This is a genomic window from Vibrio sp. Vb1337 (genome assembly GCF_033338715.1).
In the GTDB taxonomy this organism is placed as follows: Bacteria; Pseudomonadota; Gammaproteobacteria; order Enterobacterales; family Vibrionaceae; genus Vibrio; species Vibrio alginolyticus.
Map to the genome: position 1 here is coordinate 67,992 of NZ_JAWOTD010000012.1, position 16,789 is coordinate 84,780.

The 16,789-nt window shown below is 45.1% G+C and carries 17 protein-coding genes; 7 read left to right on the forward strand and 10 right to left on the reverse strand.

Annotated elements, in window-relative coordinates; all coding sequences use genetic code 11:
- Positions 1-65 precede the first annotated feature (65 nt).
- Positions 66-1,037 (reverse strand): lytic transglycosylase domain-containing protein, encoded by a 972-nt coding sequence (locus R7E42_RS14925; RefSeq protein WP_005388330.1) that lies wholly within the window; start codon positions 1,035-1,037, stop codon positions 66-68.
- Positions 1,038-1,085: 48 nt separating this feature from the next.
- Positions 1,086-1,367, reverse strand: coding sequence for a YcgL domain-containing protein (locus R7E42_RS14930; RefSeq protein WP_005382303.1), 282 nt, complete (start codon positions 1,365-1,367; stop codon positions 1,086-1,088).
- A gap of 197 nt (positions 1,368-1,564) precedes the next feature.
- Between R7E42_RS14930 and minC the strand changes: the two genes are divergently transcribed.
- From minC to minE, 3 genes are read left to right on the forward strand one after another with little or no spacing between them, the layout of a single operon-like run.
- Positions 1,565-2,227 carry a septum site-determining protein MinC gene (minC, locus tag R7E42_RS14935; RefSeq protein WP_005382304.1) on the forward strand — a complete coding sequence of 221 codons (663 nt, stop codon included), beginning with the start codon at positions 1,565-1,567 and terminating at the stop codon, positions 2,225-2,227.
- Positions 2,228-2,244: 17 nt separating this feature from the next.
- On the forward strand, positions 2,245-3,057 hold the full coding sequence (gene minD / locus R7E42_RS14940) for a septum site-determining protein MinD (protein WP_005388331.1): 813 nt from the start codon (positions 2,245-2,247) through the stop codon (positions 3,055-3,057).
- Between the two features lie 2 nt (positions 3,058-3,059).
- Entirely contained in the window at positions 3,060-3,323 is a 264-nt protein-coding gene (minE, locus tag R7E42_RS14945) for a cell division topological specificity factor MinE (protein WP_005388332.1), read from the forward strand.
- 77 nt (positions 3,324-3,400) lie between these two features.
- On the opposite strand, the gene rnd is transcribed toward minE, so the two are convergent.
- The 7 genes from rnd to R7E42_RS14980 form a co-directional block, all read right to left on the reverse strand.
- On the reverse strand, positions 3,401-4,519 hold the full coding sequence (gene rnd / locus R7E42_RS14950; RefSeq protein WP_031777213.1) for a ribonuclease D: 1,119 nt from the start codon (positions 4,517-4,519) through the stop codon (positions 3,401-3,403).
- A gap of 79 nt (positions 4,520-4,598) precedes the next feature.
- Positions 4,599-6,290 (reverse strand): long-chain-fatty-acid--CoA ligase FadD, encoded by a 1,692-nt coding sequence (fadD, locus tag R7E42_RS14955; protein WP_005382216.1) that lies wholly within the window; start codon positions 6,288-6,290, stop codon positions 4,599-4,601.
- A 106-nt stretch (positions 6,291-6,396) separates the two neighbouring features.
- Positions 6,397-7,251, reverse strand: a complete 855-nt coding sequence (locus tag R7E42_RS14960; RefSeq protein WP_213967013.1) for an alpha/beta fold hydrolase — start codon at positions 7,249-7,251, stop codon at positions 6,397-6,399.
- A 6-nt stretch (positions 7,252-7,257) separates the two neighbouring features.
- On the reverse strand, positions 7,258-7,815 hold the full coding sequence (locus R7E42_RS14965) for a Slp family lipoprotein (protein WP_017819941.1): 558 nt from the start codon (positions 7,813-7,815) through the stop codon (positions 7,258-7,260).
- Between the two features lie 41 nt (positions 7,816-7,856).
- Positions 7,857-8,162 (reverse strand): hypothetical protein, encoded by a 306-nt coding sequence (locus R7E42_RS14970; RefSeq protein WP_017819942.1) that lies wholly within the window; start codon positions 8,160-8,162, stop codon positions 7,857-7,859.
- 60 nt (positions 8,163-8,222) lie between these two features.
- On the reverse strand, positions 8,223-8,924 hold the full coding sequence (tsaB, locus tag R7E42_RS14975) for a tRNA (adenosine(37)-N6)-threonylcarbamoyltransferase complex dimerization subunit type 1 TsaB (protein ID WP_017819943.1): 702 nt from the start codon (positions 8,922-8,924) through the stop codon (positions 8,223-8,225).
- Between the two features lie 29 nt (positions 8,925-8,953).
- Positions 8,954-10,894 (reverse strand): ATP-dependent DNA helicase, encoded by a 1,941-nt coding sequence (locus R7E42_RS14980; RefSeq protein ID WP_005382210.1) that lies wholly within the window; start codon positions 10,892-10,894, stop codon positions 8,954-8,956.
- A gap of 218 nt (positions 10,895-11,112) precedes the next feature.
- Here R7E42_RS14980 and purU point away from each other — a divergent pair, with 218 nt between their 5' ends.
- From purU to R7E42_RS14995, 3 genes are all read left to right on the forward strand, one after another.
- Positions 11,113-11,946 (forward strand): formyltetrahydrofolate deformylase, encoded by an 834-nt coding sequence (purU, locus tag R7E42_RS14985; RefSeq protein WP_005382206.1) that lies wholly within the window; start codon positions 11,113-11,115, stop codon positions 11,944-11,946.
- 206 nt (positions 11,947-12,152) lie between these two features.
- Positions 12,153-13,772 carry a S1 family peptidase gene (locus R7E42_RS14990; protein ID WP_005382202.1) on the forward strand — a complete coding sequence of 540 codons (1,620 nt, stop codon included), beginning with the start codon at positions 12,153-12,155 and terminating at the stop codon, positions 13,770-13,772.
- A 4-nt stretch (positions 13,773-13,776) separates the two neighbouring features.
- Positions 13,777-14,145, forward strand: coding sequence for a hypothetical protein (locus R7E42_RS14995; RefSeq protein WP_005382200.1), 369 nt, complete (start codon positions 13,777-13,779; stop codon positions 14,143-14,145).
- Between the two features lie 72 nt (positions 14,146-14,217).
- Here R7E42_RS14995 and R7E42_RS15000 read toward each other — a convergent pair whose 3' ends face one another.
- A complete protein-coding gene (locus R7E42_RS15000; RefSeq protein WP_025766980.1) occupies positions 14,218-14,814 on the reverse strand; it encodes a VOC family protein in 597 nt (198 codons plus the stop codon).
- A gap of 220 nt (positions 14,815-15,034) precedes the next feature.
- Between R7E42_RS15000 and argS the strand changes: the two genes are divergently transcribed.
- The gene (gene argS, locus R7E42_RS15005; RefSeq protein WP_005388349.1) at positions 15,035-16,768 is read left to right on the forward strand and encodes an arginine--tRNA ligase; all 1,734 of its coding nucleotides are present in this window, start codon (positions 15,035-15,037) and stop codon (positions 16,766-16,768) included.
- Positions 16,769-16,789 lie beyond the last annotated feature (21 nt).

Consider the following 16,789-nt stretch of genomic DNA (forward strand, 5'->3'; position numbering starts at 1 on the left):
AAAAAACAAAGGGCTCCGAAGAGCCCTTGTATTGAAGACTGAATGCCAAATTGTTTGATGGCAGATCAGTATTTAATGCGGTCAGCCAAGTGACTCACAGCAAGTGCGAAGTAGTAAGAGCGGTTCCACTTCATCAATACGTTGTAGTTATTGTAAACCAGATACGTACGACCATTCTCGTCGTCCGGCATGATCAACCATGCTTTGATGTCTTCATCCAGTTTTGGCAACGGGCTACCGTCATATTTTGTGATACCTAATTGGCTCCACTCTTGAAGGTATTTGCCTTTTTCAGCCGTGCGCCCTTCTAGGCTGCGATCAATATTTTTAGGAACCTTAACTTGGCGACCCCAAGTATATTTATCATCCCAACCAGACTTGCTCAAATAGTTAGCGGTTGATGCAAACACGTCCGCTTCAGATTGCCATATGTCTTTTTTACCATCACCGTTGCCGTCAGCAGCAAAACGAAGGAAAGAGCTTGGCATAAACTGGCATTGACCCATCGCACCAGCCCATGAGCCTTTAAAGTTCTCTAGCTCAATATGGCCTTGATCGAGGATCTGAAGTGCCGACATGGTCTCTTTCCGGAAAAACTCTTCACGACGGCCTTCAAATGCCATTGTGGATAGTGCATCAATCACTTTAAAGTTGCCGGTAAACTTACCAAAGTTACTTTCAACTCCCCAAAGTGCCACAATAAAGCGCGGGTGGACACCGTACTCATCGCCTATACGCTTTAGCTCAGTGTAATGCTCTTTGTAGAGTTGTCTGGCTTGCTTCACCTTCCACTCAGGCACCGCGCGAGGAATGTACTCATCCAATGTCAGTTTCTTTTCTGGTTGGTTTCGGTCCGCTTTTACTGCTCGGGGCTTGTACTCAACATTAGCAAAAGCAGCACTAATGACCTGCTCTGAGATACCTTTATCACGAGCTTCAGCACGCAGCTTATTCAAGTATTCATCAAAACCCTCGCTACTTGCAAAAGCCGAGGTACACATACCAACGCTAAGCATGGTAGCCAGTATCTTTTTCATATTGCCCTCCTTGAGCAAGGCAGAAATCCCAGATGAAAAACGATGACGTTATTCGCCTTTCTGCTGGGCTTTTTGTTCTTTGTACTTTTCTAATAGGTTCTCCGGCGGCGGTGGAACCTGAAGAAAGAAGCCATCATTTTGTAATGAAGCCTTCACTTTTTCGATATCAACTTGTGCCAATTTACGGCCATCAAGTTTAATCGTCATGACAGCGATAGGCTTACCGAACATCTGCATTAAGGTGTCAGGAACCTGTGAAAAATCATCCTTTTTCGGAATATAGAGATAAGTACCTTCTTTTTTCGAGCTTTTATAAATAGAACAAAGCATGACACGCCTTTTATGCTGATTTAGCCGCGTTGAGTGCGGATTAGGTTGTAAACGTCAAATTCTCGCAAACTTAATAGCAAATTTGAGATTAATTCACCTATTTGCCCACGAGAGAACTTGCTGCGTCAAAGGATGAAATATAACATGACATACCTAGTTTAAGGCAACGCTCTTTCAATAAAGGCAAGAAGTCCACGATGACCCATTCACCAGACCTTAAAGGTAGCAGTTTTACATTGTCAGTTTTACACCTTTCTGACAATGAGATCGCAAAGACTGTCGAATTTTTGCAAGAAAAAGTTTCTCAAGCACCTTCTTTTTTTGCATCCGCGCCTTTGGTAATCAATATAGCAAAAGTACAAGGCGACATTGATTTCCCTAAGCTTAAACAAGGCATCTCAGATGCTGGTTTTATTCCGGTCGGTGTAACGGGCTGTAAAGACAAGCGTGTACAAAACCTTGCTTCCGAAGCTGGCTTCGCCATTATGTCGGCGAGCAAATCGCCAAGCCAAGCACCTGCCAAAATGGCACCAACGAAAGTAGTTCGTACGCCTGTCCGCTCAGGACAACAGATCTACGCAAAAGATGGTGATTTGGTGGTGCTAGCGCACGTAAGTGCAGGTGCTGAAGTCATTGCTGACGGCTCTATTCATATCCATGGCACACTTCGAGGTCGTGCGATTGCAGGAGCAAGTGGTCAGCAGGAAGCGCGTATTATTTGCCACGATTTACAAGCAGAACTGGTATCCATTGCGGGTGACTACTGGTTAAGCGATCAAATTGAAAGCGAGTACTGGCAAAAGAAAGTAATGATCAGTAAAGCCGATGAATCATTACATTTAGAAGTTCTCGCGATTTAATCTAAAAAGGAAAAAAAATGGCACGCATTATTGTAGTAACGTCTGGTAAAGGTGGCGTTGGTAAAACCACTTCAAGCGCAGCCATCGCCTCTGGTCTAGCTCTTAAGGGAAAAAAGACCGCGGTGATCGATTTTGACATCGGTTTGCGTAACCTCGATCTAATCATGGGCTGTGAGCGCCGCGTCGTGTATGACTTTGTGAACGTCATTAACGGTGAAGCGACATTAAACCAAGCGCTGATCAAAGATAAGCGCACGGACAACCTATTTATTCTTCCTGCTTCTCAAACTCGTGATAAAGACGCACTGACAAAAGATGGTGTTCAGCGCGTATTCGGCGAACTTGATGAAATGGGCTTTGATTTCATTATTTGTGATTCACCAGCAGGTATCGAGCAAGGCGCGTTAATGGCCTTGTACTATGCCGATGAAGCCATTGTCACAACGAACCCAGAAGTCTCTTCTGTGCGTGACTCTGACCGCATTCTCGGTATTTTAGATTCCAAGTCACTGCGTGCAGAACAAGGGCTAGAGCCAGTAAAACAGCACCTTCTACTGACTCGCTACAACCCATCTCGCGTCACTCAAGGCGAAATGCTAAGCGTTGAAGACGTTGAGGAGATCTTACATATTCCACTTCTGGGCGTGATTCCAGAAAGCCAAGCCGTGCTTAACGCGTCAAACAAAGGTGTGCCAGTCACTTTTGACGATAACACCGATGCGGGTATGGCTTATTCTGACACCGTTGATCGCTTATTAGGCAATCAGGTTGAATTTCGTTTCCTTACTGAGGAGAAGAAAGGACTCTTTAAACGACTCTTTGGAGGCTAGACATGTCATTATTAGAATTTTTCCGTCCACAGAAGAAAACTTCTGCGAATCTAGCTAAAGAGCGTTTGCAAATCATTGTCGCAGAGCGCCGCAGCCAAAATGATCCTGCGCCGTCTTACTTGCCTCAATTAAAAGAAGACATCTTGAAGGTGATCAGCAAGTACGTGGCAATTGATCCAAATATGGTTGACTTAACATTTGAGCACAAAGACGACGATATCTCAGTTCTTGAGCTGAATGTGAAGCTACCAGACGAAGAAAAGTAATCAGTTTCTCTCGCAAGACGAATGCTCTAATTAGAACGAAAAAGGTTGGCATCGAGGCCAACCTTTTTCATCTTTCATTACTTTAATGCTTTGTTCATCTTGTCGCCGAGTAAATCCAAACGCCACCCTTGCATCAAATCAGGCAATACTTCTGGGTCACGATCTTTTTTCCAAACCCAACTGATCAACTGGTTGATCTGCTTTTTAGAGGCAAGGAACTCCGTGGCTAAACCTGACTTCTGCGAAGCCGATTTCACCAAGTCTTTCATATTTTTGAAGACCTGCTTGTAACCCGGATAGTCCATTAAACGCTCAATTTTCGCAGGATACTCTTCAGAAGGTGTTTGCTTCGCTTGTTTAACAATCGCGGCAATCTTCGCGCCATGGCGGTTAATCGCTCGGATATCAATATCTTCTGCTTCCATCTTCTTAAAGTTCGTTAAACCAAGACGAGCGACCGTTAATAGATCACCTTCTTTGAAGATAAAGTTCAGCGCTAAATCTCGTTTGATTGCTTCACGATAACGCCACGTCGCCAATGGCTTTAAAATCGCCAGCTCAGAAGGTTTTAATTGCCAAGCGCCCTTAATATCAAGGTAGGCATTCTCTTCATTGGTTACGCGAATACGTTTCGAAACGAGTAAATCACTTTCTTGCTGTACAGCTTCCCACCAACCTGCTTGCGTCACCTTATCGAACAGCTTTTCGTATAACGGTAACAAGTAATGAACATCTGCGGCAGCATAATCTAATTGCTTTTGTGTCAGTGGACGAGCCATCCAGTCGGTACGTGATTCACTTTTGTCGAGCTCTACGCCTAAATATTCTTCCACCAGCGATGCGAAGCCTGTCGATAGGCCGTGACCGAGAAAAGCGGCCATCAGCTGCGTATCCACCATAGGGAATGGTGTACAACCAAAAGCGTTTTGGAAAACTTCTAAATCTTCACCACATGCGTGCAGCACTTTTAGCACAGAAGTATCTTTTAATAGCGCTACAAACGGCGTCATATCCGTTAATTCAGTCGGATCAATCAGCGAGAGGCGATTACCATCGAAAAGCTGAATCAGACCTAACTGCGGGTAGAAAGTGCGAATACGAACGAATTCGGTATCCAGCATCACTACGTCTGCCTCTCGGGCATGAGTGCAAACCTCTTCTAGGTCTTTGTTTTTAGTAATAATTTGATAGTTCACATACTTCTCGCTATAAAAAATGCCAGCAAAACGCTGGCATTCTATCATTTTTTAAATCTCTCGACTCGACGAAATCGGCTTATGCGCTTTTCTTCGCAAGTTCAGCGTCATTCTCTTCGCGTAAAACACGACGCAAGATCTTACCGACATTGGTTTTAGGTAAGTCTTCGCGGAACTCAACCAACTTCGGAACTTTGTAGCCAGTTAAGTGTTCTCGACAATGCGCGATCACTTCGTCTTTGGTCAAGCTCGGATCGCGTTTCACGACATAAATCTTCACTAATTCACCAGACACTTCATGCGGCTGACCAATAGCAGCAACTTCAAGTACTTTGCCGTGTAGTGCTACAACGTCTTCAATTTCGTTCGGGTAAACATTAAAGCCTGATACTAAGATCATGTCTTTCTTACGGTCAACGATATGCAGAAAGCCTTCGTCATCGAACTTAACGATGTCGCCAGTTGATAGCCAGCCGTCTTCGTTAATCGTATCTTTCGTTGCTTCAGGTCGTTGCCAGTAACCTTGCATAACCTGAGGACCACGAACTTGAAGTTCACCAGTTTCAGTATTCGCAAGAGCGTTGCCTTCTTCGTCCACGATACGAACTTCTGTTGATGGTACCGGCAGACCAATAGAGCCATTGTATTCAACAAGATCATGCGGATATGCCGCCACCAACGGAGAACATTCTGTTAGACCGTAACCTTCGAGCAAATAGCAACCCGTGGTCTTTTGCCATCTTTCTGCCACTGAGCGCTGCACTGCCATGCCGCCGCCAACGGCTAAACGTAGATTACTGAAATCCAACTCGTGGAAATCTTCATTATTGACCAATGCATTAAATAAGGTATTCACGCCCGTAATCGCAGTAAACGGATGCTTTTGTAGCTCTTTCACGAACCCTGGAATATCTCTAGGGTTGGTAATAAGTAAGTTACGACCACCCATTTCGACAAACAGCAGACAGTTTACGGTAAGAGCAAATACGTGATACAGCGGTAATGCTGTCACGACTAATTCACGCCCCGGAGATAAAACCGGTCCGTACGCGCCTTTTGCCTGTAGAACGTTCGCAATCATGTTGCGGTGAGTCAGAATCGCGCCTTTCGCGACACCTGTCGTCCCCCCCGTATATTGCAGGAATGCAATGTCATCCCCAGACATAAACGGTTTAACGTATTGTAGACGACGACCTTTACGTAGAGCCTGACGCATTGAGATTGCACCAGGTAAATCGTACTTAGGCACCATGCCCTTAACGTACTTCACGACAAAATCGACAATCGTACCTTTCGCTCGTGGCAGCATTTGACCAAGACTGGTTAACACTACGTGTTTGACTGGTGTTTTATCGACGATTTGTTCTAGCGTATTCGCAAAGTTAGACACAATCACAATCGTCGTCGCACCTGAGTCATTCAATTGGTGTTCAAGTTCACGAGGAGTGTAAAGTGGGTTAACGTTTACGGCGATACAACCTGCACGCAAAATACCAAATAATGCTACTGGGTATTGCAGTAAGTTTGGCATCATCAGAGCAACGCGGTCACCCTTTTGCAGTTTTAACTCGTTTTGCAGATACGCTGCGAATGCGCGACTACGCTCTTCCAATTTACGGAAGGTCATAACCGAGCCCATGTTCATGAATGCTGGTTGGTCTGCATATTTTTGTACAGACTGTTCAAACATTTCTACCAAAGACTCATATTGCTCTGGATTAATGGTTTCAGGTACGTCACTTGGATAACGTGAAAGCCATGGTTTATCCACGATGTTACTCCTCGTTTATAACTGGCTAAAAAATAGCGTCCTTTTTATTTTGAAAGCTATTACAGCACAGCGAACGTGCTTGAGCACGCAACTCTCAAACACTTGTTTAAATTTTGTTAACTACACCAAGAATTCGCGTTGCGACCTCGAGTATTTGCTCTAAATGACAGTGATGACCACCCTTGACAGAAACCACTTGCGGTGGGTTCTCTCCCCAATCAGCTTGGTTAGATGGTAAATTCTGAAATCCTTGATCGCCTAATACAATCAAATGAGGACAACGTATTTGGCTGGTAATCGAGTTAGCATGCGCTTGCGCCATTCGGTAAAGCGACGCACATTTTAACTTGGCGTCATGCCGCCAATACCATTTATCTCCTCGCTGCTCTGTTCCACGCTCGACTATCGGTAGAAGCTGCTCAGCGGTTAATTGGTTGGCTTGCATGCGTAATTTTAACGCCAGATCGAAGGAGGCAATGGCTCGCTCTGGCTTGTTTTGCTGTCTTATTCGACTTAAAACGCCATCGCGAAGACGAGGCAAACTGTTAATAGGATCCTCATGAAGAGGTCCTGCTCCCTCAATTTGCACAAGAGCTTCAACCTGCTCTGGAAACGCTGCACTATAGCAACTTGCGATTAAAGCACCAAGTGAATGCCCTACTAATATCAGTCTGTTTGGTGATAATTCGTCCAAAAACTGATACAAATCGGCAATATAGTCGTGAAAGGGGTAATAATTATCGTGAGATTTATGACTCGATAAACCGTGACCAAAATGATCGATGGCGAGGAGGTGTAAGTGAGGATTAAGTTGATTCAACTGCTCCATGAGCGCTTTAAAGCTGCCCGCATTATCTAACCACCCATGAAGAAAAACGACTGACAAGTCAGCCGTTTTCTCGTTCCCTATCTCAAGGGCTGCCATTTTGCCGGCAGGAAGCTCGAATTGACGCTCATGCATCGCAGATTATTTGACCTGTTTTATCACTTTACCGTCTTGCGGGAAATCATTACGCCACATGCGGCAGTTAATCGAGTAACATGGGTAAAAGTAGGTTGGCGAGTCATACATGCGTACACGTTCTTCAATTTTCCATAAACGGTACCCTTCCCCCTTAATTACCGGGAAGATGTAACCGTGCTCACCGATCTTTCCTTCTTCTTCCCCTGCTCCTTTGCCTACAACCGTCACCAAACGGCCTTCACTAAAGGCGACAGGCTCTAAATAGCCATCAAAATAGGCGACAAAACGCCCCGTAGGCTCTTCATCAATATCAGGTTTACCAGACTCACTGATAGGAAGGTTTACAATCTCTAGACGCGTTTTATCTTTAAAGTTATCCACTTTAGCGATGATTCCACCAAGGCGAACATCTTCACTCACTTGCCCCTGAGACTCAGCAAACGCTTTATAGTCTGTAACGACCAATTCTGTGCTTGCATTTAGCTCCTCTGGCAAAGAGCTACACGCAGACAAACCAACCGTAGCAAATAATGCGAGAAAAAACCGTCCAAAAACCTTCATAAACCACCTTTCAATATTAGTAACCCCAAGCTGGGGAGATCTCACACGTAAATATCGACACCAAGTAATTGAGCCAGTTCCTCTTTTTTAGCTCGATTCATGACATCCATGTACTGCTCCATTGCTTTACGTGCGCCCCCTTCAGGAAGGTCATATTGCACTTGAGCTCGGTGAATTTGGGACTCATCCACGTGTTTTATGGAGTGCGCCACGGCGTTAGCAACCTTTGAAGGCTGACCTACAGGCTGCTTTGTTTGTGATTTATTTACCTGCTTCTTTTGACTGGCTTTATGAGTGCGATTTGCACCGGGAATCAAAGAAGGAGGCAAGCCATTAATCGACGCCATAGCACTCCATAAAAATACAGGGCAAACGCCCTGCTTTTTGTCAGGTTAATGAAAAACGGACTATTCGCGACCAGGAAGTTTTTTCCATGTCACATTATCACGTAAATAAACAGGGCTCGAATCTTCGACCGGCACGGTATTACCCTTTTTAAATTCTTGTTCAGCAAGAATCACGATGTCTTGTGAATCAGGGTACAGAACGTCACTATGCGTCAAATTAAACGGTAGGTCTGCTAATACTTCTTGGTAAGCATCCCAACCAGTACCTGCTGTCGTCCACGTTTTGTCGTCTGCTTGTGCTTCTTCAACGAGACGTGCTGGTGGAATTACGCACTCTGCATCCATCTCTGCCCACTCACCGTTTGCTTGGCGAGTGTAACGTGCCCAGTAAACTTCACCCATACGTGCATCAATGGCCACAGCGACATCGGTCACACCATGTAAGCGATAGCTACCTTGAGCCATTGCAGCCAGCGTTGAAACGCCGATCATAGGTAAGTCAGCACCGAACGCCAAACCTTGTGCGATACCAATACCGATACGAACGCCAGTAAAGCTACCTGGACCACGTCCAAACGCTAACGCATCCAGCTCTTGTAGAGTCAGGCCAGCTTCTTTGAGTACTTCATCAACCATTGGCAGTACTTTTTTGGTGTGATCGCGTGGTGCAACCGCGCTACGTGAAATCACTTGATCATTAGCCAACAACGCAACTGAACAGTTTTCAGTCGCTGTATCGATAGCAAGAATTTTTGCGCTCATTTAACTCTCTACAACTCTCATTTATTGGGTTATGCCTCAGCACTTGCGTCTGTGACAGATTGTTCTGCTTTCAGGAATGCTTTGATTCCATCTAAGTCTCGCGTCCTTGGGATAGGTGGTAGACTTCCGAGGAAAATACCACCATAGTCTCGCGTGACGAGGCGATTATCACAAATGATCAACGCACCGTGATCCTTCTGATCTCGAATTAATCGCCCGACTCCCTGCTTTAACGTAATCACTGCATCCGGGATTTGTACTTCAGCAAATGGTTCACCGCCACGTAATCGACAATCCTCGATACGGGCTTTGAGTAACGGATCGTCAGGGGCGGTAAACGGTAATTTGTCGATAATAACACAGCTCAGCGCATCACCTCTAACATCAATCCCTTCCCAGAAAGCGCCCGTCGCCACGAGTAAAGCGTTACCCAGTTCCATAAACTCCGCCAAGGTTTTCTGCTTACTCATCTCCCCTTGCATTAACACAGGCAGCTCAAGTACTTCTCGGAACTTCTCACCTAGTTCACGCATCATGCTGTGCGAGGTACATAAAAAGAAGCAGCGACCATCATTTTCTTCAATCACCGGAGCAAGCATTCGGACTAACTTATCCGCTAAGCCGTTACTGTTTGGCTCTGGCAAATACCTTGGCACACAAAGGCGCGCTTGCTTTTGATAATCAAAGGGGGACGGCAGAGAAAATTGCTTTGTAGGCTTGAGGCCAAGGCGCTCAGTAAAGTGCTTGAAATCGCCCGATACGGCTAGGGTTGCTGACGTGAAAATCCAAGCGCCTTGTTTAATCTCTATTTGCTCATGGAACTTGTCCGCGACAGAAAGAGGCGTAATGTGCAGAGCGAAATGACGAGGCGAGGTATCGTACCAGTATGAGTAACCGGTAATATCGACATCACATACCCGGTCGATACGGCCTTTGATCAAATTTGCTCGTTCAAAGGCGGTATCCAGTAATTGACTGCGCCCTAAGGCTATTTTGAGTACATCAATCGCCAATTCGAGGCTGTCAGTTAAGCGCAATAATTCTCGCTTAATAGAACCTGATTGCAACGCCTCACGCCAGTTGCCACGAAAGCCTGGCTCACCCAATACAATCCGCATGTCCATTGCGCTTTGCATGAGTTTGTCGCCCACTTTTTGCAATTGACGCATATCTTTGGCTTCGGTGCGATAGGCTATTTCAATGTCTTTGGCAAGATCGTGAATTTGGCGGCTTGAAACTGACTGGCCGAAATATTCGCTCGCAATATCTGGCAACTGATGAGCTTCATCAAAAATAAACACATCGGCTTCTGGAATCAGTTCACCGAATCCTGTTTCTTTGATCGCTAAATCAGCAAGAAACAAGTGATGGTTCACTACAACAATGTCGGAATCCATGGCTCGCTTACGCGCTTTCAATACAAAGCAATCAGTGTAGCTCGGACATTCTTTACCTAAACAGTTATCATTGGTTGAGGTGATAGTCGGAATGATCATGCTGTCTTCTGGCAGATCATCACAATCACCAAGGTCACCTGTTTTGGTTTCTGATGACCAAGCACGCACTTTAACCAGTTGAGTTAATAACGTCGGGTCAGATTCATTAGTGTGGCTTTCGACCATTTGGCGGCTCAAACGATCCAAACACAGATAATTAGAACGCCCTTTTAATAACGCCACTTGGCCATAAAAACCAAGCGCATTGACCATGAGCGGTAAGTCACGATGGTACAACTGCTCTTGCAAGTTTTTCGAGCCTGTACTGATGATCACTTTTTTACCGCTTAACAGCGCAGGGACTAAGTAGGCGAAGGTCTTACCGGTTCCGGTTCCTGCCTCCACCACCAACTGGGTTTGATCTTTGATCGCACTGCTGACGGCTTCCGCCATATCGATTTGTGGCTGACGAGCTTGAAAGCCAGGAATGGCCTTACCTAACGCGCCATCAGAGGAAAAAGTTTTTGCGATCATGCTTGGTATTGAGTTTGAAAAATTATCGAGAGTATATCAGAGGAATAGGAGTGACATCAGCCCACAATCTGACCAGCTTGCGGCGACACGCGGATATTTTGTTGAAACCAACGTAAGAATAGATTATTTATGGTGAAACATGGCAGTACAGTTACACCCGCCAGGGAATAATAACAAATTCGTACGCTAAAATATTAATGCATGGAAGTACCTGATTTATGGAAAAGAAAACACTGTTGACCCACTGTTCTGACGCCCCGGGTCTCATCTCGAAAATTACTAATATCTGTTACAAGCACCAACTCAACATCGTTCACAATAACGAATTTGTTGATAATACCAGTGGCCACTTTTTCATGAGAACGGAGTTGGAGGGGTACTTCAACGATCAAACGTTTCTTGCCGACTTGGACCAAGCTCTCCCGCAAGGTGCTAAGCGTAAATTGGTTGGCTCTCGCCGTAAGCGCATCGTCATTCTCGTCACAAAAGAAGCGCATTGTTTAGGCGATATTCTGATGAAAACCTACGATGGAAGCCTAGATGTTGAGATCGCCGCTGTGGTGGGGAATTACGACAAACTGCAAACTCTCACTGAACGCTTCGACATTCCTTACCACCATGTGACCCATGAAAACCTTAGCCGTGAAGAACACGAGCAGAAGATGCTAGAAGTGATCGATCAATACGATGCTGACTTTTTGGTGCTAGCTAAATACATGCGCGTATTAACGCCGACGTTTGTTGAGAAATATCACCACAAAATCATTAATATTCATCACAGCTTCTTACCTGCTTTTATTGGCGCGAAGCCATATCAACAAGCTTACGATCGCGGTGTGAAAATCATCGGTGCAACAGCACACTTCGTGACTAATGATTTAGATGAAGGGCCGATCATCAAGCAAGACGTAATTCCTGTCGACCATACATTCAATGCCCAAGATATGGCGCAAGCGGGACGCGATGTAGAGAAGAACGTATTGAGTAAGGCTTTGAATAAAGTGATCAATGACCACGTCTTTGTTTATGGGAATAAGACAGTGATCCTGTAATCCCTCCGTACTAGTTACAACGATAGTGAAACCCGTCCAACTTGGCGGGTTTCATCTTTTCAGAAGATCCCCCCTCCAATTCTAACCATCAAAGTTAAACCGATACGTTATAATTTTTCATTTCTCCACAACTATTTACTGAGAGAATGATTCCGTTTATCATTTGCCCTCCTTATAATAAACCACGTTAATATTACGGAATTAAAATGAAAAAAACGTTAGTGGCTTTTCTGATTGGGCTGACTTTACCAGCAACCACAATCGCAGATACTCTTGAACCTGTTCAGAATGATGTATCCACTCGCATTATCGGCGGCGAACCTGCCAACACTTCCGACTGGAAATTTATTGCTTCACTGGTACGTAAAGGACAACCTACATCTATTGGTCACTTTTGTGGTGGCAGTTTCCTAGGTGGAAAATACGTATTAACTGCTGCGCACTGTGTGGAAGGTCTTAATGCGGACGATCTGGATATCGTTCTTGGTCTTTATGACAAAAACAGAGAGTCTCAAGCACAGCGCATCGCCATTAAAAACATCTATTCACATGATGAATATAACAACATAACAACGAACAATGACATCGCTCTTATTGAATTAGAACGCAATATCGATAGCGCAACTATTGACCTGGCAACGCCAGAACTTTTAGATAGCGTACGCGTAGGAGACAAGTTGCACGTGGCTGGATGGGGAAATACGTCCACGACAGACCGAATATACCCAACCGTTTTACAACAAGTAGATTTGGAATACGTAGATCGAGCTACCTGCCAAAACCTACCAGGAAACTACTCTAATGTATCAGATGACGGTATTTGCGCCGGATACTATTGGGGAGGTAAAGATAGCTGCCAAGGAGATAGCGGCGGTCCACTCATCGTTGATGATAACGGTATCAACAAATTGCTAGGCGTGGTCAGCTGGGGGGATGGATGTGCTCAACCAAACGCTTATGGTGTTTACGCCAACGTCGCTCATTTTCAACACAATGGATGGATAGATAGCCATCGCAATACTATCAGCTTCACTAAGTACCGAGATCTTCGTTTCGTTGAGCGAAAAGCGCAGCAAGAGACCTTTACTATTCGTAATGACGATACTATCCCATTCAACATCTACCAAAGCACAATATCATACGGAAGTACCATCGAGAAAAGCACTTGTACTGGTACCTTAAAGCCTTCGCAAAGCTGTCAAATTACCGTCGGCTACCAACCTAGCTATTCGGGATCAGAAACAACGATAGAGCTCTTTACCGATCATCCGAAACTGTCCAGACTCACAACAACTTTCGAGTATTCAGGTGTAGATAAAGCAAGCAGATCAGTGCGTAATGCCATTCCGCTAGCAGACGCAAATGTTTATACCGGTCAAAACGCTTGGACGGCTGAAAATGGTGAACTGCAATCAGCGGATATGGGAGCTTATCCTGGTGTATCTGAGCTGGTTTTGACCGATCTTCCGAAGGGCAAACTTACCATGGATCTCAAAGTAATGTCCGATGGTTTTGATTACTTGTTCATCTTAGTTAATGGTGAAATTTACGATAGCACCAACCAACTCCTCGATTATAAAGAGATCCAGATCGATCTTTACAAAGCATCTAATACGATAACGTTTGAATACGTCCAACACCCGTTTTCAAGTGGCATTTACAGCGCGCAAGCATTTGTTCGCAACATAAATATGTCAGTCAGCACAGATAATACGGGCGATGCTGGTAACGACGTTAATAAAAAGTCTAGTTCAGGCGGCAGTTTATCTATTGGCCTACTGGTGTTAATGGCTGCAGGTTCATTCGTACGACGCAAAAAAAGGTAACGAGATGAAACATAGACTCAAGATATTCCTACTTGGTTTGGGCACTATCAGTTTAACTGCATGTTCAGCAAACGCAGGACTGCAAACAAACCAGACGTCTGAGCACCAAGCAATGATGGTAGAGACTTATAGGACAAGTGAGAGTCAAATTTCATTTATCACAGAGTCTAACGGCTGCAGTAAGAACGATGATTTTAGCCTAAAAATAGAGCAAAGCTCACAGACAGAAGCTCTTATTACTATCGTTAGAGACAAGGCGGATCATTGTAAACGAATGCCGTTTGCCAAAACTTTTACACTGCCTTTAGATGAAGAGTTGAAAGGCAAAAAACTTTCCATTACCAACCCAAAAAGCAAGTCACTGGCTAAATAGTGATTCGCTTACGAAAGGGAGCCTCGGCTCCCTTTTTGCCTATCGCAACTCAGCAATTCTCACCCTAGCGTTTTACGCCTGCTCAGACTCCACAATACGCTTAAGTGAATGCGGGTGCAGTTTGATACAAATGCCTTGGTACTTAAACGCCACTGTTGGGTTATTCAAGCGTTCGCCATCCCCTTTCGGGCTCGACAGTTTGATCTTCACACCCAGCTCTTCTAACTCATTAAAGCGTGCGCCAAACGCTGGATAAGTGTGTCTCAAATCAGCAAGAAACTCATCTGCGGTTTCGGCATGAGACGGAATCACAAACTCCACATGTTCCCAGCTTTCAGTTGGGTAGATTTTGCCTTCCGCAGGGTATGGCAGCTCCAGACACTCAATCTTCCAGCCACGACTTTCCAACGCTTTATCGAACTCAATAACAATAATTGGGCGACCGTTGATTTTCGCTTGTGAAATCACCTTTCCGTATTGACTCCAAGCCTCATGCGCAGCTTTTGCGGTATCAGTATCGTTAATACGCAACGCAATATGGTCAGCTTGAGCAAAGCTCAGATCCAGTTTTAACAGGGATGCAAACTCTTCAATCTTCGCCATAAATGCATCCAAATCTTGGATCATCAATTCAGGCGCTAGGCGTTTTTCAACTAGTTGAGTCGTCATTGTGGTTCTCTTTTGGGGCGATTTATCTCATTACTCTGAGCGCAATAGTAAACGCAAACCAAACCACATTTCCATTCAATCGAAAAAGTATAAATTTCCCCAATTCCTCTCTGTATGAAAAGCAATAAAGTTGTTATCATTAGCCCCATTTTTGTGAACTCCAACAGAACTCGGCACTTACTTCGCCGAGTTCTTCGTCCTTGAATTGAAGGAAACGCGTGTGAATATCCAAGCACTTATTAATGACAAAGTATCTCAGGCTCTAGAAGCCGCTGGCGCACCTGCAGGCAGTCCTGCGGCAGTACGCCAATCAGCAAAGCCACAATTTGGTGACTACCAAGCAAACGGCGTAATGGGCGTTGCTAAAAAACTGGGTACTAACCCACGAGAATTTGCACAGAAAGTACTGGATGTTCTAGACCTAGATGGTATTGCAAGCAAGACAGAAATCGCTGGTCCTGGTTTCATCAACATTTTCCTAAGCGAAGAGTTCCTAGCAAAACAAGCGGAAGCAGCACTGGCTGACTCACGTCTTGGCGTTGCAGCAGACGAAGCTCAAACTATCGTTGCTGACTACTCTGCACCAAACGTAGCTAAAGAAATGCACGTTGGTCACCTACGTTCAACCATCATCGGTGATGCGGTGGTACGTACTCTTGAGTTCCTAGGTCACAAAGTGATCCGTGCGAACCACATCGGCGACTGGGGTACTCAGTTCGGTATGCTTATCGCAAACCTTGAACGTGTACAACAAGAGTCTGGCGAAGTTTCTATGGAGCTTGCGGACCTTGAAGGCTTCTACCGCGAATCGAAAAAGCTGTACGATGAAGATGAAGACTTCGCAGTAAAGGCGCGAAACTACGTTGTGAAACTGCAAAGCGGTGACGAGTACTGTGCAGAAATGTGGAAAAAACTCGTTGATGTAACCATGATCCAAAACCAGCGCAACTACGACCGTCTAAACGTGTCACTGACTCGTGACGACGTGATGGGCGAGAGCATGTACAACGACATGCTTCCTAAGATCGTTGCAGACCTAAAAGAACAAGGTCTTGCCGTTGAAGATGATGGCGCGCAAGTTGTATTCCTAGATGAATACAAGAACAAAGATGGCGAACCAATGGGCGTTATCGTTCAAAAACGCGATGGCGGTTTCCTATACACAACAACAGACATCGCATGTGCAAAATATCGTTATGAAGAGCTAAGTGCAGACCGTGTGCTTTACTTCATCGACTCACGTCAACACCAGCACCTAATGCAAGCTTGGACAATTGTTCGTAAGGCAGGCTACGTACCTGAGTCAGTATCTCTTGAGCACCACGCGTTCGGCATGATGCTTGGTAAAGATGGTAAGCCATTCAAGACTCGTGCGGGTGGTACCGTTCGCCTTGCCGACCTTCTAGATGAAGCAGAAGTTCGTGCAGCACAACTGATCGAATCTAAAAACCCTGAGCTAGATGCGGAAGAAAAAGAGAAGATCTCTAAAACAGTTGCAATGGCAGCGGTTAAATACTCTGACTTATCTAAACACCGTACGACTGACTACGTGTTCGATTGGGACAACATGTTAGCGTTTGAAGGTAACACAGCACCATACATGCAATATGCATACACTCGCGTAGCTTCTATTTTCGCTAAAGCTGGTGTTGCTATGGACGCTCTCCAAGGCGACATCAAAATCACTGATGAGAAAGAGAAAGCACTTATTGCTAAACTTATGCAGTTCGAAGAAGCGGTTCAATCTGTCGCTCGCGAAGGCCAACCGCACATCATGTGTAGCTACCTATTCGAACTAGCAGGTCAGTTCTCTAGTTTCTACGAAGCGTGCCCTATCCTAGTTGCTGAAGACGAAGCTGTGAAACAAAGCCGTCTGAAACTAGCTGCGCTAACAGCGAAGACCATCAAGCAAGGTCTGTCTCTACTAGGTATTGATACTCTAGAGCGTATGTAATCCGCTTTTACGTAGGTAGCT

Excerpts from the sequence above, each read along its gene's own strand:
- minE (WP_005388332.1), top strand. The coding sequence starts at position 3,060 with ATGTCATTATTAGAATTTTTCCGTCCACAGAAGAAAACTTCTGCGAAT.
- R7E42_RS14960 (WP_213967013.1), bottom strand. The coding sequence starts at position 7,251 with ATGCATGAGCGTCAATTCGAGCTTCCTGCCGGCAAAATGGCAGCCCTT.
- tsaB (WP_017819943.1), bottom strand. The coding sequence starts at position 8,924 with ATGAGCGCAAAAATTCTTGCTATCGATACAGCGACTGAAAACTGTTCA.
- minD (WP_005388331.1), top strand. The coding sequence starts at position 2,245 with ATGGCACGCATTATTGTAGTAACGTCTGGTAAAGGTGGCGTTGGTAAA.
- R7E42_RS14930 (WP_005382303.1), bottom strand. The coding sequence starts at position 1,367 with ATGCTTTGTTCTATTTATAAAAGCTCGAAAAAAGAAGGTACTTATCTC.
- R7E42_RS14965 (WP_017819941.1), bottom strand. The coding sequence starts at position 7,815 with ATGAAGGTTTTTGGACGGTTTTTTCTCGCATTATTTGCTACGGTTGGT.
- minC (WP_005382304.1), top strand. The coding sequence starts at position 1,565 with ATGACCCATTCACCAGACCTTAAAGGTAGCAGTTTTACATTGTCAGTT.
- R7E42_RS14980 (WP_005382210.1), bottom strand. The coding sequence starts at position 10,894 with ATGATCGCAAAAACTTTTTCCTCTGATGGCGCGTTAGGTAAGGCCATT.
- R7E42_RS14995 (WP_005382200.1), top strand. The coding sequence starts at position 13,777 with ATGAAACATAGACTCAAGATATTCCTACTTGGTTTGGGCACTATCAGT.
- R7E42_RS14970 (WP_017819942.1), bottom strand. The coding sequence starts at position 8,162 with ATGGCGTCGATTAATGGCTTGCCTCCTTCTTTGATTCCCGGTGCAAAT.
- R7E42_RS14990 (WP_005382202.1), top strand. The coding sequence starts at position 12,153 with ATGAAAAAAACGTTAGTGGCTTTTCTGATTGGGCTGACTTTACCAGCA.
- R7E42_RS15000 (WP_025766980.1), bottom strand. The coding sequence starts at position 14,814 with ATGACGACTCAACTAGTTGAAAAACGCCTAGCGCCTGAATTGATGATC.
- R7E42_RS14925 (WP_005388330.1), bottom strand. The coding sequence starts at position 1,037 with ATGAAAAAGATACTGGCTACCATGCTTAGCGTTGGTATGTGTACCTCG.
- purU (WP_005382206.1), top strand. The coding sequence starts at position 11,113 with ATGGAAAAGAAAACACTGTTGACCCACTGTTCTGACGCCCCGGGTCTC.